15 protein-coding genes are annotated in these 15,724 nt (G+C 64.7%); 9 read left to right on the forward strand and 6 right to left on the reverse strand.

Annotation, left to right across the window (positions count from 1 at the left end):
• Positions 1-25 precede the first annotated feature (25 nt).
• The 4 genes from JJB99_RS04145 (at position 26) to JJB99_RS04160 (ending at position 3,729) form a co-directional block, all read left to right on the forward strand.
• Complete coding sequence (locus JJB99_RS04145; RefSeq protein ID WP_200497529.1) at positions 26-220, forward strand: hypothetical protein; 195 nt, start codon at positions 26-28, stop codon at positions 218-220.
• 24 nt (positions 221-244) lie between these two features.
• Positions 245-835, forward strand: a complete 591-nt coding sequence (locus JJB99_RS04150) for an SCO family protein (protein ID WP_200497530.1) — start codon at positions 245-247, stop codon at positions 833-835.
• Between the two features lie 91 nt (positions 836-926).
• Positions 927-1,862: a transporter substrate-binding domain-containing protein gene (locus tag JJB99_RS04155; protein ID WP_200497531.1), complete on the forward strand. Its 936-nt coding sequence runs from the start codon at positions 927-929 to the stop codon at positions 1,860-1,862.
• Between the two features lie 226 nt (positions 1,863-2,088).
• Positions 2,089-3,729 carry a lysine--tRNA ligase gene (locus JJB99_RS04160; RefSeq protein WP_200497532.1) on the forward strand — a complete coding sequence of 547 codons (1,641 nt, stop codon included), beginning with the start codon at positions 2,089-2,091 and terminating at the stop codon, positions 3,727-3,729.
• A 133-nt stretch (positions 3,730-3,862) separates the two neighbouring features.
• Here the strand turns inward: JJB99_RS04160 and JJB99_RS04165 are convergent, their stop codons facing one another.
• Positions 3,863-4,516 carry a S24 family peptidase gene (locus JJB99_RS04165; protein WP_200497533.1) on the reverse strand — a complete coding sequence of 218 codons (654 nt, stop codon included), beginning with the start codon at positions 4,514-4,516 and terminating at the stop codon, positions 3,863-3,865.
• Between the two features lie 188 nt (positions 4,517-4,704).
• Between JJB99_RS04165 and JJB99_RS04170 the strand changes: the two genes are divergently transcribed.
• A complete protein-coding gene (locus JJB99_RS04170) occupies positions 4,705-5,049 on the forward strand; it encodes a DUF952 domain-containing protein (protein WP_200497534.1) in 345 nt (114 codons plus the stop codon).
• Positions 5,046-6,143: a quinone-dependent dihydroorotate dehydrogenase gene (locus JJB99_RS04175; RefSeq protein ID WP_200497535.1), complete on the forward strand. Its 1,098-nt coding sequence runs from the start codon at positions 5,046-5,048 to the stop codon at positions 6,141-6,143. The genes JJB99_RS04170 and JJB99_RS04175 overlap by 4 nt, the downstream gene beginning before the upstream one ends.
• Positions 6,144-6,229: 86 nt before the next feature.
• Here JJB99_RS04175 and JJB99_RS04180 read toward each other — a convergent pair whose 3' ends face one another.
• The 3 genes from JJB99_RS04180 to JJB99_RS04190 are packed head-to-tail and all read right to left on the reverse strand — an operon-like array spanning position 6,230 to position 8,682.
• On the reverse strand, positions 6,230-7,612 hold the full coding sequence (locus tag JJB99_RS04180) for an MATE family efflux transporter (protein WP_200497536.1): 1,383 nt from the start codon (positions 7,610-7,612) through the stop codon (positions 6,230-6,232).
• 1 nt (position 7,613) lies between these two features.
• Positions 7,614-8,348, reverse strand: coding sequence for an MBL fold metallo-hydrolase (locus tag JJB99_RS04185; RefSeq protein ID WP_200497537.1), 735 nt, complete (start codon positions 8,346-8,348; stop codon positions 7,614-7,616).
• A 31-nt stretch (positions 8,349-8,379) separates the two neighbouring features.
• Entirely contained in the window at positions 8,380-8,682 is a 303-nt protein-coding gene (locus JJB99_RS04190) for a DUF6460 domain-containing protein (protein ID WP_028172810.1), read from the reverse strand.
• A gap of 309 nt (positions 8,683-8,991) precedes the next feature.
• Here JJB99_RS04190 and JJB99_RS04195 point away from each other — a divergent pair, with 309 nt between their 5' ends.
• The gene (locus JJB99_RS04195; protein ID WP_200495226.1) at positions 8,992-10,197 is read left to right on the forward strand and encodes an IS4 family transposase; all 1,206 of its coding nucleotides are present in this window, start codon (positions 8,992-8,994) and stop codon (positions 10,195-10,197) included.
• A 166-nt stretch (positions 10,198-10,363) separates the two neighbouring features.
• Here JJB99_RS04195 and JJB99_RS04200 read toward each other — a convergent pair whose 3' ends face one another.
• Together JJB99_RS04200 and JJB99_RS04205 are read right to left on the reverse strand one after the other, a co-directional pair.
• The gene (locus JJB99_RS04200) at positions 10,364-12,241 is read right to left on the reverse strand and encodes an ATP-dependent DNA ligase (protein ID WP_200497538.1); all 1,878 of its coding nucleotides are present in this window, start codon (positions 12,239-12,241) and stop codon (positions 10,364-10,366) included.
• Entirely contained in the window at positions 12,238-13,275 is a 1,038-nt protein-coding gene (locus JJB99_RS04205) for a ligase-associated DNA damage response exonuclease (protein WP_200500042.1), read from the reverse strand. Before JJB99_RS04205 ends, JJB99_RS04200 begins: the two co-directional genes overlap by 4 nt.
• 134 nt (positions 13,276-13,409) lie before the next feature.
• Here JJB99_RS04205 and JJB99_RS04210 point away from each other — a divergent pair, with 134 nt between their 5' ends.
• Together JJB99_RS04210 and JJB99_RS04215 are read left to right on the forward strand one after the other, a co-directional pair.
• Positions 13,410-14,336 (forward strand): class I SAM-dependent DNA methyltransferase, encoded by a 927-nt coding sequence (locus JJB99_RS04210; RefSeq protein ID WP_200497539.1) that lies wholly within the window; start codon positions 13,410-13,412, stop codon positions 14,334-14,336.
• Between the two features lie 116 nt (positions 14,337-14,452).
• On the forward strand, positions 14,453-15,682 hold the full coding sequence (locus JJB99_RS04215) for an ABC transporter substrate-binding protein (protein ID WP_200497540.1): 1,230 nt from the start codon (positions 14,453-14,455) through the stop codon (positions 15,680-15,682).
• Positions 15,683-15,724: the final 42 nt, after the last annotated feature.

The following is a 15,724-nucleotide window of genomic DNA, read 5'->3' on the forward strand; positions in this document are numbered from 1 at the left end:
CCGATCGTTGTCTCCGATCATTGTCATGGTTCAACCACTGCACCCGCTCCATCCTGTATCGGACAATTCGCCCACTGCCGGCCGGCTGCCGTCCGTGCTCCTGTTGGCCGGCGCAGGGATCGGCGGGCTGGTCGTGCTCGGCGCACTGGCGCTTTGGTTCCATTATGGCAGCCAGGTGTTCTTCGAAATGATCAGGACCGGCTTTGCCGCCTGCTTCTGATCCGCGACAGGAAGTTTTCCGCTCATGAGCTCCACCGCCCGTCCGCTGGTGATCGCGACCGCCTTCGCCGCAAGCCTCGTCGTTGGGCTGCTGATCCTGTTCTGGGCCATGGGCGGGGTCAGCAAAGTGGCGCAGCCGGCCGCGATCGGCGGCCCGTTCCAGCTGACCGACCAGAACGGCAAGGCCGTCACCGACCAGAACCTCAAGGGCAAGCCGACCCTGATCTTCTTCGGCTACACCCATTGCCCCGACGTCTGCCCGACCTCGCTGTTCGAGATCTCGGAAGTGCTGCGGGCGATGGGCAAGGATGCCGACAAGGTCAATGCCGTCTTCATCTCGGTCGATCCCGAGCGCGATACGCCGGCGACGATGAAGGACTATCTGTCGAGCTTCGATCCGCATCTTGAAGGCCTGTCCGGCGATCCCGCCGAGATCGCCAAGGTGATCACCTCCTATCGGGTCTACGCCAAGAAGGTCCCGAGCAAGGACGGCGACTACACCATGGACCACACCGCGCTGACCTACCTGATGGACCGCGATGGCCGCTTCGTCTCGCCGTTCAACCTTAAGCGCCCCCCGGAAGAGGCGGCGGCGGATTTGAAGCGGTATCTCTAGGGCTTCGGTTGACCGCAATCCGCGCTCGCGTTCCCGGTCGGATGGTCTATAAGGCCCTCCGATCCCAACGGAATTTGTTCATTTCCCGCCGATGGCCCCCTCGCGACAGGTAAAATCGCCCAAAATCGTGCGCAGCGCCCTGTTCGGGCTGACGACCGGCCTTTGCCTGCTGGCCGGGCTAACCGCCGCCGAGGCCCAGGCGCCCGCGAAGCAGCCGCCAGCGGCACCCCAGGCCTCGCCGCGGGTCGCGCCCCAGGCGGCCCCGCAGGCCGTGCCTGGCTTCTGGGACCCGCGGCGCCGGCCGGAGCGGCCGGATCTGTCGCGCCTGACCGTGATCCGCTTTTTGACCGAGACCGACTATCCGCCGTTCAACTACACCGGCGCCGACGGCAACCCGGCCGGCTTCAACGTCGATCTCGCCCGCAGCCTGTGCGACGAGATCAAGGTCACCTGCACGGTGCAGATGCGCCGCTTCGAGACCTTGGTCGATGCGCTCACCTCCAATCGGGGCGATGCCATCATCGCCTCGATGGCGGTGAGTCCGCAGCTGCGCGCCCGCGTCGATTTCACCGATCCCTATTACCGCGTGCCGGCGCGGTTCGCCTCGCGCAAGGATGCGGTGATGCCGGAGATCCGGCCCGAATATCTCGAGGGCAAGAAGGTCGGCGTCATCGCCGGCTCCGCGCATGAGGCGTATCTGAAGGCGATGTTCACCGATGCCGAGCTGCATGCCTATCCCAACGACGAAGCGCTGCGCACCGCACTTCGGAAGGGCGAGGTCGACTTCATCTTCGGCGATGCGATCTCGCTGGCGTTCTGGATCAACGGCACCGATTCCGGCGATTGCTGCGCCTTCTCCGGCGGCCCCTTCGTCGAGAGCCGCTTCTTCGGCGAGGGCATCGGCATCGCGGTGCGCAAGGGCAACGACGTGCTGCGCCAGGCCTTGAACTGGGCCCTGTTCCGCGTCTGGGAAAAAGGCCGCTACACCGATCTGTGGCTGCGGTATTTTTCGGTGAGCCCGTTCTAGCTTCTTCGCCTCTCCCCGCCTGCGGGGAGAGGCCGGAATTTGCGAGAGCAAATTCCGGGTGAGGGGACTCTCCGCGAGTCCAACTCTCATCGTGATCGCGGAAGCAGCCCCTCACCCCAGCCCTCTTCCCGTAAGAACGGGAGAGGGAGTAGTGCGGCGACAGCCGCTCACAACTTTTGCATTCTGTCCGGAAATCGCTATTTTCCGGCCCTTCCGGAGGCCCTTAATGTCCGTACTCGATCTCGCCGCGAATCCGAGCGACCTGCGTGCGCTCGCCGAACAATCCAACGCCTGGCCGTTCGAGCAGGCGAAGGCCATTGTCGCGCGGCTGAAGAAAAGCCCGAAAGACGAGGTGCTGTTCGAGACCGGCTATGGTCCGTCCGGCCTGCCGCATATCGGCACCTTCGGCGAGGTCGCGCGCACCTCGATGGTGCGCCATGCCTTCCGCGTGCTCACCGAAGACAAGATCAAGACCCGGCTCTTGGCGTTCTCGGATGACATGGACGGCCTGCGCAAGGTGCCGGACAACGTCTCGAACAAGGCGCCGCTGGAAGCCAATCTCGGAAAGCCGCTGACGCGCGTGCCAGATCCATTCGGCACCCATGATAGCTTTGGCGCGCATAATAACGCGCGCTTACGCGCGTTTCTGGATCATTTCGGCTTCGACTACGAGTTCGCGAGCTCGACCGATTATTACACCTCCGGCCGCTTCGACGCGACGCTGCTCAAGATGCTGGCCGCCTATGACAAGATCATGGCGATCATCCTGCCGACGCTCGGCCCCGATCGCCGTGCCACCTATTCGCCGTTCCTGCCGATCAGCAAGACCACCGGTGTCGTGCTGCAGGTGCCGATGATCCGCCGCGACGTTGCGGCGGGCACGGTGACCTATGTCGATCCTGATACCAACCAGGAAGTCGAGACGCCCGTCACCGGCGGCAACGTCAAGTGCCAGTGGAAGGCCGACTGGGCGATGCGCTGGGTCGCGCTCGGCGTCGACTACGAGATGGCCGGCAAGGATCTGATCGATTCGGTAAAACTCTCCGGTGCGATCGCCAGGGCGCTTGGCGCCACGCCGCCCGAAGGCTTCAACTACGAGCTCTTCCTCGACGAGAAGGGCCAGAAGATCTCGAAATCGAAGGGCAACGGTCTCACCATCGACGAATGGCTGCGCTACGCTTCGCCGGAATCGCTGTCGCTCTTCATGTATCGCGAGCCCAAGGCGGCGAAGCGGCTGTATTTCGACGTCATCCCGCGCAATGTCGACGACTATCAGCAGTTCATCGACGGCTTCCCGAAGCAGGATGCCAAACAGCAGCTTGGCAATCCGGTCTGGCATATCCATAGCGGCCATCCGCCGAAGGGCGACATGCCCGTCACGTTTCAGCTTCTCTTGACGCTGGTGTCATCGTCGAACGCGGAGAATGCCGAGACGTTGTGGGGCTTCATCGGCCGCTATCGTCCCGGCGTGAGCCCGCAAACGCATCCGAAGCTCGACGCGATGGTCGGCTACGCCATCAACTACTATCGCGACTTCGTCGCGCCGACCAAGCAGTTCCGCGTACCCACGGAGACCGAGCGCGCCGCGTTGCAGGATCTGCGCGAAGCGCTGTCGCAGCTGCCGCAGGATGCCTCGGCCGAGGACATCCAGAACGTCGTCTACGAGATCGGCCGCCGCGAGCCGTTCCTCGACCAGGTCAAGAAGGGCAAGGACGGCCGTCCCGGCGTGACGCTCGACTGGTTCAACATGCTCTACCAGGTGCTGCTCGGCCAGGAGAAGGGTCCGCGCTTCGGCTCCTTCGTCGCGGTCTACGGCGTGCAGAACGCGGTCAACATGATCGACGGCGCGCTGGCGCGGAGTGCGTGAGGGATGTCCTCGCTGCCATCGCCCGCGCTTGACGGGCGATCCAGTATTCCAGAGGCCGTGATTATAGAACCGAGTTACGGCGTACTGGATTCCCCGCTTTCGCGGGGAATGACATTGGAATACGTGGTGACCCTTACTGGCTCGCCCACACAATTCGCGCGATCCAGCCGACGTCCCCCACTGCGATCGTGCGCTCGCTCTGCGACGCATCGAGCGGCTGCAATTCCAGCGCCTTGGCCGTACGGCGCTTCAGCGTCGCGACGGTGACCTCGCCCGCCCGGATATTCACCACCACGCGATCCCCTTTCCGGATCGGCGCGCCGGGCGAGACCAGGATGACGTCGCCGTCGCGATAGAGAGGCGCGAGCGCATCGCCGGAAATTGCCAGCGCAAACGTGCGCCCGTCACCGCTGCCGGGCAGCGCGATTTCGCTCCAGCCCTTGCCGGACGGCAAGCCTGACTCGTCGAAAGCGCCGCTCGCGCCGGCCAGCGCGACGTCGAGCAGCGGCACCGAGCGACCATCGCCCGCGTCATCGTCGACCAGTCGCGCAAAGCTCGCGATCGAGGCGCCGGTCGCGGCGAGCGCTTTCGCGACCGATTCGGTGGATGGCCAGCGCTCGCGGCCGTCGGAGGTGACGCGCTTGGACCTGTTGAAGGTGGTGGGGTCGAGTCCGGCGCGTTTGGCAAGGCCCGACGGCGACAGGCCGGCACGCTCCGCCAGCCGATCCAGCGCGACCCAGATCTGGTCGTGGGTCAGCATCCTCTGCGCTTTGGCCTGCTTGACCATGGAAGGTCCCAGCCGTCGCAACTCAGGAAAACTATCCTCAAATCAACCGGTTTTCCGTTTTTCGCGCAAGAGGCGGCGCTAAGTCTTGAGTTCGGAGGGGGCGGCCTTTACGGTCGCGCCGGGTTTTTGGGCCTGCAAGAGGCCAAAAACCTCAAGAGACTCAAAGAGCAAACAAGGCACCGCAGCAGGTGGTCAAGATCTACAAAATCTGTCCGGCCTCGGCCTGGCGCGAGGCGGAACGGCAGGGCGTGTATCGGGGCAGCGCGGACGATGCGCGCGACGGCTTCATCCATTTCTCCACCGCCGCCCAGGTTCCGGAGACCCTGCGCAAGCATTATTTCAGGCAGCGCGCGCTGTTCCTGGTCGAGGTCGATGGCGATGCGCTCGGCAGCGAGTTGCGCTGGGAGCCCTCGCGTAACGACGAGCTGTTTCCGCATCTCTACGGCGAGCTCGACCTTGGCGCAGTGATCGCGGTGACGAACCTCAATATGCGCTCCGACGGCAGCCACCATTGTCCGGAGCTCGCCCCGTGATCCGCGCCTTCGATGCTCTCTCGCTGCCGGTGCTGCGCTGGCTCGATCCGGAGGACGCGCATCGCCTCGCAATCCAGGGCCTGCGTTTCCTGCCGCCGGTCAAGCCGCGCCCGGACGATGCCAAGCTCGCGGTGCGCGCCTTTGGGCTCAATTTTCCCAATCCGGTCGGCATGGCCGCGGGTTTCGACAAGAGCGCGGAGGTGCCGGATGCGCTGCTGCGGCTCGGCTTCGGCTTCGTCGAGATCGGCTCGGTGACGCCGAAGCCGCAAGCCGGCAATCCGCGACCGCGGCTGTTTCGCCTCGAGCGCGACGAGGCCGTCATCAACCGCATGGGTTTCAACAATGACGGCGCGGACGTCGCGCTGCGCCGGCTCGCCGCGCGCGCACAGCATGGCGGCATCGTCGGGGTCAATGTCGGCGCCAACAAGGACTCGCCGGATCGCGTCAACGACTACGTCAAGCTGATCGAGACGTTTGCGCCGGTCGCGAGCTACTTCACCGTCAACGTCTCCTCGCCGAACACGCCGGGCCTGCGCAATCTGCAGGAAGGCGCGCTGCTGGACGATCTGCTTGCGCGCGTGATCGACGCGCGCGAGCGGGTGCGCCAGAAGGCCGGCGACACGCCGGTGCTGCTCAAGATCGCGCCGGATTTGAGCCTCGCCCAGCTCGACGACGTCGTGCAGGTCGCGCGCTCGCGCCGGGTCGATGGCATGATCGTGTCGAACACGACCATCGCGCGGCCGAGCACGCTGCGCGAGCAGATGCGCGCCAGGGAGCAGGGCGGCTTGTCCGGCCGGCCGCTGTTCCGACTATCGACGCGCATGGTCGCGGAGACCTATGTGCGCGTCGAGGGCGCATTCCCCCTGGTCGGCGTCGGCGGTGTCGATTCCGGCGGCGCGGCGCTGACGAAGATCAGGGCCGGCGCCAGCCTGATCCAGCTCTATTCGTCGCTGGTCTACAAGGGCCTCGGCCTCGTCGACGAGATCAAGCGCGATCTGACTTCGACATTGTTGCGCACGGGCCGGGATTCATTGTCCGAAATCGTCGGTGCCGATGCCGCGACGCTCACGGCGGAAGACTGGCCGGGGATGTAGGCTCTTCGCCTCTCCCGCTCGCGGGGAGAGGCCGGAATTTGCGAAAGCAAATTCCGGGTGAGGGGGACTCTCCGCGAGTCCGTCTCTCACCGTCCTTGCGGAAGCTCCCCCTCATCCCGACCTTCTCCCCGCAAGCGGGAAGAAGGAGAAGGGGCAAACGTCATCCTGTACAGCGCCGGATACCTGGTGCCCTGCAGGCCGCCACGGGCGATGTAGAACGCGATCAGCGCGCACCACAGCCCGGCATTGCCGAACGATCGCAGCGCCAGCCAAGTGCCAAGGAAGATCGCGAGCGAGGCCAGCATCAGGTTGCGCATCTCGCGCGCCCAGGTGGCACCGACATAGATGCCGTCGAAGCCGAAGGCGAACACGCCGGGGATGGGCGCGAGCACGATGAACGGCAGGAAGTCGCGCGCGGCGCGGCGGACGTCCTCGCTAGTGGTCATGAAATTGATCAGGTTCGGCCCGAACAGCGCGAACAGCACCGCAACGACCATGGCGAAGCCGAGGCCCCAGGAGAGCACCAGCCGGGTCGAATCCGCAAAGCCTTTGGCGTCGCGCGCGCCAAAGGTGCGGCCGCAGAGCTGCTGGGCGGCGTTGGCAAGGCCGTCGAGGAAGAAGGCGCTGACCAGCAGGAAATTATTGAGCACGGAGTTCGCCGCCAGCGTGACGTCGCCGGCACGCGCGCCCTTGGCGGTGAAGAACAGGAACACGGCGATCAGAGCCGCGGTGCGGATCAGGATGTCGGAATTCACCGCCAGCATCCGCATCAGCCTTGCGCGGTCGAACAGCGTTGCGCGGGCAACGGCAAAGCCGCCATGTGCATAGCGCCGGCAAACGATGACGCCAAGGACAAAGCCCACGCCCTCCGAGAGCAGCGCCGCGATCGCCGCACCCGCGATGCCGGTATCGTAAACCAGCACCAGCAAGATCGTCGCCGCCATGTTGATGAGGTTGATGACGACCTGAAGCGCGAGTGCCGGATTGGCGCGGGCCTGCCCCACCAGCCAGCCGAGGATGACATAGTTCGCGAAGGCGAACGGCGATGACCAGATCCGGATCATGAAATAGGTCTTTGCGGCGCGCGTGACGCCTTCGCTGCCGCCCATCAGGTCGAACAGCGCGGTGCCGAGCGGCAATTGCAGCGCGATCAGCGCGGCGCCGATGAGCCCTGCGACGATGAAGCCGCGCACCAGGATCACGGTCTGCTCGCGCGTCTCGCCGGCGCCGAGCGCTTGCGCGGTGAAGGCGAGCGTGCTCATGCGCAGGAAGCCGAACAGCCAGAACAGGCAGTCGAAGATGACGGAAGCCATCGCGACACCGCCAAGCAGGGCGGCATCGTCGAGTCGCCCGATCGCCGTGGTCGAGGCCACGCCGATCAGCGGCGTGGTCAGATTCGCGACCATCGCGGGGCCGGCGATGGCGAACACCTGGCGGGAGCCGATCTTGAGGGGAACGGGCGCGTGCATTTTAGAACACGAGCACCATGCCGTCTTCGGCGGCGAGATGCTCGATGTCGTCCAGGCGCGACAGCATGTCGTCGCTCATATGAGTGAGGACAAGGCGTTTGGCGCCGATGGCGGGGAGATGCCGTTCCAAGGTCTTTAGACTGAGATGGTTCTTGACCACCTTCTCGTACATATAGGCTTCGGCGATGAAAAGGTCCGCGCCATGCGCCAGCGGAATGAGCGCCTCCGTCCATTCGGTATCGGCGCTGTAAGCAAGCGTCCGGCCGTCGGCCTCGATGCGATAGGCGAGGAAGGGACCGCCGGATTCGCCGTGCACGACCGGGTAGGGCGTCACCATCACCGCGCCAAAACTCCGGCTTTGCCCGGGCGTGAGTTCGACGATGTTCAGCTCGAACCGCTGCTTGGTTTTGGAGGAGTGCTCGAACAGCGCCTCCATCACCTGCGCAAGGCGCATCTCGATGCCTTGCGGGCCCGCGATGGTCAGCGGGCGCGTCCGCCGCGAGAATTGGGCGTCGAGCAGAAAGAACGGCAGTCCGGCAAAATGATCGCCGTGGAAATGCGTGATGAGAATGAGATCGATCTCATTACGGTCGATCTCGAGCCGCTTCAGCGCCGGCAGGGCCGACGCGCCGCAATCGATCAGGAAGTTCGCCGCGCGCCCCGAGATATGGAAGCAGGTGTTGAGCCTGCCACCGGAGCCGAAGGCATCGCCGCAGCCGACAAAGCGTAGTTGCATCGGCTGCGGCCTCCCTGAGTATGATCCGGACTTAGCGGCGCGGCGCGCCGAACACGCGCGAGAGCAGCCAGATCGGGATCACGATGACGGCGCCGAGCAGGAAGTAGCGCCACAGCCAGTTCACGGCATCGAAGCCGAGATCCCAGAGACGCTGGAATAAGAGGCGAATGCTGTAGATGATGTTCCAGGGATCGAAGCCGATTGCGGCGAGCACGACACCGACCAGGATCGAGAGCAGCACCAGGCGGAACGCGACCGCGAGCGGTGAGCCGCCGAGAAAGCGGTTCAGGCCATCGCTGCGGCCGGCCGGCAAATCTCTGACGTCTTGGACCATCGCAAACTCCTCAGGCGGATTCGACCCCATTATAGGGCAGCGCGAGGCACATGGGGAACCCGTAGCGGGGCGTCAATCGGCTTACGGGAGTTTAATTCGGGCCGCGCCGAAGCTTCGGGCGCGCTGGCGCCGGGAGTTCCTTAACCTCTCCCCGCCTGCGGGGAGAGGTCGGATCGCCCTTGCGATCCGGGTGAGGGGGCACAAGTCTCTCGGCGACCTCTCGTGTGGAGAGAGGCCCCTCACCCCAACCCTCATAGGCGCTAGGTTTAGCTCTGGACACGAAGAATCTCGATATGATTCAAACTTGGGATGAAGATTCGTCCTGAGATTCTGGATCATTGGCCGGAGGTGAGTGCGCGACTTCCGGGAGGCTTCGACCTGGAAGCCACGGCGCGGTTACGCGGAGCCTTTACCCGGGCGCGGGAGATTAAGAACGCCGAGACGCTGTTGCGGTTGGCGCTTGCCTATGGCGGCTTGGGCATGTCGCTGCGTGAGACGTGTGTGTGGGCGGAAGCCGGCGGCATCGTCCGTTTGTCCGATCCATCACTGCTCGATCGGCTGTGTAAAGCCGCGCCCTGGCTTGGTGACATTGTGGCTGCGCTGATCGCCGAACAGGCCAAAATGACGGCGGGGAGCTGGGTTGGGTATCGCCTGCGTGCACTCGACGGAACCTCGATCTGCGAACCGGGAGCTGACCGTACGACGTGGCGGCTGCACGTCGGCTACGATCTGGCAACGGGTCAGGTTGATCAGCTTGAGCTAACCGACGTGCATGGCGCGGAGAATCTTCAGCGCCTCACCTACGCACACGGCGATATCGTGCTGGGCGACCGCTATTATGCGAGGCCGCGCGATCTGCGGCCGGTGATCGAAGCCGGTGCAGACTTCATCGTGCGGACTGGCTGGAACTCGTTGCGCCTGTTGCAGGCCAATGGCGAGCCCTTTGATCTGTTTGCCGCTCTCGCGGCTCAGTCGGAACAGGAAAGCGAGCTGCAAGTTCGCGTCCACGAGGGCCAGACAAAGACTCCACCGCCGGAGCCGCTGATCCTGCGCCTCGTCGTGCGACGCAAGCCGCCGGAGCAGGCCGAAACCGAGCGAAAGCGCCTGCTCAAGGATGCCAAGAAGCGCGGCAAGCAACCCGATCCACGCAGTCTCGAGGCGGCGAAGTACATTCTTCTCCTTACCTCGCTGCCAGTCGCCACCTTCCCACCGGCCGATGTCCTCGCCCTCTATCGCTTCCGCTGGCAGATCGAGCTGGCATTCAAGCGGTTCAAGAGCTTAGCCGGGCTCGACATGCTGCCAGCCAAGAAGCCTGAACTTGCGCGGGCGTGGATCTACGCCAGACTGATCGTCGCCATCATCGCTGAACAGATCGCCGGGCAAGTCCCGGACTCTTTCCCCTCTGAGTTCGGAACCACCACAAGCAAGCCCATCGCGTTGGCGCCTCATGAAGATCGCCCTGGCGACCGTTCGTGCCGCCATTCGTGGACCACTTCTCTGGCAGGCTTTCTGTAATCTCTTCACCCGAGCCCGCCGGCACTTCTGCGAACCGCCACGCCGGCGCAGAAAACAATGCGACTATCTACACAAACGCATAACCTAGCGCCCATGTCCCCAACCCTCTCCCGCAAGCGGGCGAGGGGGCGCACTGTCTCTGCGGCGACGATCGAGCCTCATCCCTTCACGCTTCAATCTCGGCCGCCTCGGCCTTCAGCATCTTTTCCAGCGTTTCCAGCCTATCCGCCTCCCGCGGCGGCTTGTCCCAGCGCAGGCGATTGATGCGGGGGAAGCGCATGGCGACGCCGGATTTGTGCCGCGGCGAGCGCTGCAGGCCCTCGAACGCCACCTCCAGCACCAAGCCCTTGTCCGCCTCATGGACGACATGGCGGACGGGACCGAATTTTTCGGTGGTGTTGCGGCGGACGAAACGGTCGATCTGCAGGAGCTCCTCGTCGGTGAAGCCAAAGTAAGCTTTTCCGACCGGCACCAGTTCGTCGCCGGCATCGCCTTCGGTCCAGACGCCAAAGGTGTAGTCGGAATAATAGGACGAGCGCTTGCCGTGGCCGCGCTGCGCATACATCAGCACGGCATCGATGATGTGCGGATCGCGCTTCCACTTCCACCATTGGCCCTTCGGCCGTCCCGGCAGATAAGGCGCATCGCGCCGCTTCAGCATCACGCCTTCGACGGCGTCGGCGTCTTCGCCAGCACCGGCGCTTGCAGGATCGGCGCGTGCAGCGGTCAATGCGTCCCAGCTTGCGAAGGGAACGGTGGGTGAGAGATCGATGCGCGGATCGTCGAGCTTTGCGATGAATGTCTCCAGCCGCTCGCGCCGCTCCGCGAACGGCAGCTCGCGCAGATCGTTCTCGTCGTCGCCGAGCAGGTCGTAGGCGCGAAGATGGATCGGAAACTCCTTGATCAGTTTTGGCGAGACGACCTTGCGGTTGAGCCGCTGTTGCAGCACGTTGAAGCTCTGCACGCGGCCTTCGCGCAGGATCAGTAACTCTCCGTCGATGGCGCCAGGCAGCCGCAGCGACGGTACGAGGTCGGGAAAGCTCCCCGTGATGTCCTCGCCGGTGCGCGAATAGAGCCGCGCGGTGATGTGGCCGCGGTCGTCGCGCCCGGCCACCGCCTGAACACGGATGCCGTCCCATTTCCATTCGGCGATGTAGTCGGCAGGATCGAGCGCGGCGAAATCGGTGTCCTCGATCGCATGCGCCAGCATCACGGGGCGGAACGGCGCGGGATCGCGATTGACCGGCTTGTCGGCGCGGCCTTCCAGCCAGGCGAACAGGTCGAGATAGGGCGGCGAGAGGCCCGGCCAGATCAGCTCGATCTCATGCGGGTCCTTGTCGCCGAGCGCGGCCGCGGCGGTCTTCGCCAGACGCGCGGAAATGCCAATGCGCAAGGCGCCGGTGACCAGTTTCAGCAGCGCCCAGCGGCCGGTCTCATCTAACTCGTCGAGCCAGCGTTCGAGCTGCTTGGGCAGCTCGGTCTTGCCAAGCGTGCGCAGCGTGGTGACGACCTCGGTGAGGGTCGGCGGCGGTGGGTTGTTGTGATTGCTCGGGTGAGGCGCATCACTGGCATCTCGCCCGCGGTACCCCCCTCCCTGACCCTCCCCCGCAAGGGGGGAGGGGACGGAGAGGTTCGTGCGTCCATCACTCGCTGAATCAATTTCATTGGTCGAGCCCGTCCGTCGCCGCGCGCGCAACTGCGCTCCCTCCCCTCTTGTGGGGGAGGGTGGGGGAGAGGGGTGGCCCGGAAAAGATTCGCCATTGTTGACGATTCTCCGCGGCCACATCAGCGCCACCGTCTCCGAGAGATCGCCGACATAGTCGTAACTCAACCCGAACAGCACCGGGTCGGTGCGTGACGCGATCAAATCGCGGATCAGTGCGGGCTTGGCATGCTTGAAGCTGAGCGCGCCGGTCAGCGCGGCGAGCGCATAGCCGCGGTCGGGATCGCCGACCTCGCGGAAATAACTGGTGATCAGCCGCAGCTTGTTGTTGCGGCCGGGCTCGTAGGCGAGGCGGTCCAGGAGTTCGGCGAAGCGGTTCATGCCTCGGCCTCGCCCTCAAGTGGCGCCTCGCTCTCCTCCTCATCGCCGTAGCCGACGAGATCGAGCGGCCGCGCCCGCAGGCCGCGCGACCTGCACCAATGCACCAGCGCGTCTTCCTGGCCGTGAGTGACCCATATCTCTTCCGCGCCGGTCGCCGCGATGGTCGCGGTGAGGCCGTTCCAATCGGCGTGGTCGGAGATCACCAGCGGCAGTTCGATGCCGCGCTGCCGCGCGCGGGCGCGCACGCGCATCCATCCCGATGCGAAGGCGGTGACCGGATCGGGAAACCGGCGCGTCCAGAGATCGGACGTCGCCGATGGCGGCGCCAGCGCGATGGTGCCGGCGAGCGCCGCCTTCTTCATGCCCTTCACGGGCCTGAGCTCGCCAAGATCGATGCCGCGGCTCTGGTAGTAATGCGTGATCGTCTCCATCGCGCCATGCAGATAGATCGGCGCGTCATAGCCGGCCTGCCGCAACAGCGCGATGACGCGCTGCGCCTTGCCGAGCGAATAGGCGCCGACCAGATGCGCGCGCTCGGGAAACAGCGCGACGGAGGCCAGCAGCTTCTTCACCTCGTCGCCGGCATCGCCGTGCCGGAAAACCGGCAGCCCGAAGGTGGCCTCGGTGATGAAGACGTCGCAGGGCACCAGCTCGAAGGGCGTGCAGGTCGGATCGGGCGCATCCTTGTAGTCGCCGGAGGCGACGATGCAGGTGTCCTTGCACGTCACCGCGATCTGGGCCGAGCCGAGCACATGACCGGCCGGATGAAACTTGACGTTGACATCGCCGAGCCGGATCTCTTCGCCATAGCGGATGACTTGCGTCGATCCGGCAAAATTCTCACCATAGCGCAGCCGCATCATATCAAGCGTTTCCTGCGTCGCCAGCACCGCGCCATGGCCGGCGCGGGCGTGGTCGGAATGGCCGTGGGTGATCACGGCCCGCTCGACGGGACGGACAGGGTCGATATGGAAGCCGCCGGGCTTGCAGCACAGGCCGGCAGCAACTGGCAGCAGGATGTCTTGCGGACGCATGGTGTTCATATAGGAAGCGGTCACTCCAAATTAACCCGTCATGGGCGGGCTTGACCCGCGCATCCGTCCTCTTAAACAGTCGTTCTTTTGATGGATTGCCGGTCAAGCCCGGCACTGACACTCCGGTTCCAAAGATGCCCCTGCGCCTGTTCTTGTCCTCCGGCGATCTGATGGCCGACCGCCGCTTCGAGTTCGCGCGCGACCTCCAGCTCAAGGGCGATCTGCCGGCCGCTGCCGACCTGCTGGAGCAGGCGCTCGAGCTCGCGCCGAGCTTCACGTCGGCCTGGTTTACGCTTGGCGAAATCCGCAGCCAGCTCGGCGAGCGCGACAAGGCGATCGCCGCCTTTCGCGAGGCGCGCCGATCCGATCCTGCTGACCAGCACGGCGCCGGCCTGCATTTGATCCGATTGGGCGATGAGCAATTGTCCGAGATGCCCAAGGCCTACGTGCAGGCCCTGTTCGATCAATATGCGCCGCGCTTCGAGGACGTGCTGATCAACGATCTCGGCTATCGCGCGCCATCGCTGATTTTCAAGGCCGTGCTCGCCGCCCGCGTCGCGGCGAAGAAGCCCGCGCTGTTCAAGCGCGCCATCGACCTTGGTTGCGGCACCGGGCTTGCGGCCGCGGCCTTCGCAAGACAGGTCGATCAGTTCGTCGGAATCGATCTGTCACCCGGCATGATCAAGCAGGCGCGCGCCACCGGCCTCTATGCCGAGTTCGAGGTCGCCGACATGATCGACGGCTTGCGCGGCAAGAGCGATGCCAGTGCGAACCTGGTCGTGGCGGCGGATGCGTTCGTCTATCTCTCCGATCTCGCGCCGGTGCTCACCGAAGCCAGGCGCGTGCTCGTATCCGGCGGCGTGCTCGCCTTCACGCTGGAGACGCATGACGGCAGCGGCATCGTTCTCGGCGAAGGTCTGCGCTATGCCCATGCCGCGGAATACGTGCGCGGAGCCATCGCCGGAGCCGGGCTCAAGCTGCTGACCCTGGAGCCGGCCTCGCCGCGCAACGAGAACAACGAGCCGGTACGCGGCCTCGTCGTTGTTGCCGAGAAAACTTGAGTCTAGGCGCTAGCCGCCAGCCGATTTGAGCGTCATTGCGTCGCAAAGCTGCGACTTCCCACTTGCGAGCTGTGCGGCGATGCCAGCACAATGCGCGCACAGGGAGAGAAACAACAATGACGAAGAATCCATCGCGGCGCGATGTCGGCGCCGCCGCGCTCGCCACCATCGCTGCGTCCGTGCTGCCCGCGCCGTATGTCTGGGCCGCGGAGAAGAAATACGATGCCGGCGCCAGCGACACCGAGATCAAGATCGGCCAGACCGTGCCGCATTCCGGCCCCGGTTCGCTCTACGGCGTGCTCGGGCGCATCGGCGAGGCCTATTTCCAGATGCTGAACGAGAAGGGCGGCATCAACGGACGCAAGGTCAAATTCCTGACCATGGACGATGCCTACAGCGCGCCGAAATGCGTCGAGGCGACGCGGCGCCTGGTGGAGCAGGAGGAAGTGCTCGCGCTCTACGGTTCGCTCGGCACCGCGCCGCAGACCTCCGTGCACAAATACCTGAACTCCAAGGGGGTGCCGCAGTTGCTGCTCAACACCGGCGCGTCGAAATGGAATAACCCGAAGGAGTTCAAATGGACCATGGCGGGCCTGCCGCTTTATCCGACCGAGGCACGCATCCTGGCGCGGCACGTCGTCAGCGTGAAGCCGAACGCCAAGGTCGGCATTCTCTACCAGAATGACGATTTCGGCCGCGACTTCTTGGGTCCGTTCAAGAAGGTGCTGGCCGACGTCGGCGGCACCGCGCAGGTGATCATGGAGCAGACCTACGATCTCACCGATCCGACCGTCGATTCCCAGCTCATCAATCTCTCGAAATCGGGCGCGGACGTCTTCTACAACATCTCCACCGGCAAGGCGTCGTCGCAATCGATCCGGAAAGTGGCCGAGCTCGGCTGGAAGCCACTGCAGCTGCTGTCCGCCGGCTCGACCGGCCGCTCGATTCTCAACGCCGCGGGCCTTGAGAACTGCACCGGCATTGTCGCCATCCGCTACAACAAGGAGGTCGGCCTGCCGAAATGGGAGAAGGACCCGGACGTGATGGCGTTTGAGGAGCTGCGCAAGAAGTACACGCCGGCCATCGATCCCGACAACACCATCGCCTTTGCCGGCTACGGCCAGGCGGTGACGATGGGCGAGATCCTGCGCCGCTGCGGCGACGATCTCACCCGCGCCAACGTGCTGAAGCAGGCCTCGAATCTCAACGGCTTCCACTCGCCCTATTTCCTCGACGGCGTCACCTACAGCTACACGCCCGAGGACTACACCCCGATGAAGACGCTGTTCATCTCCACCTTCAGCGGCAAGGATTGGGACATCTCCGACAAGCCGATGTCGGAGTAGGACGGCATGTCTCTTCCCTCGCCCCGCTTGCGGGGAGAGGGT

The organism is Bradyrhizobium diazoefficiens (assembly GCF_016616235.1).
Taxonomy (GTDB): domain Bacteria; phylum Pseudomonadota; class Alphaproteobacteria; order Rhizobiales; family Xanthobacteraceae; genus Bradyrhizobium; species Bradyrhizobium diazoefficiens_H.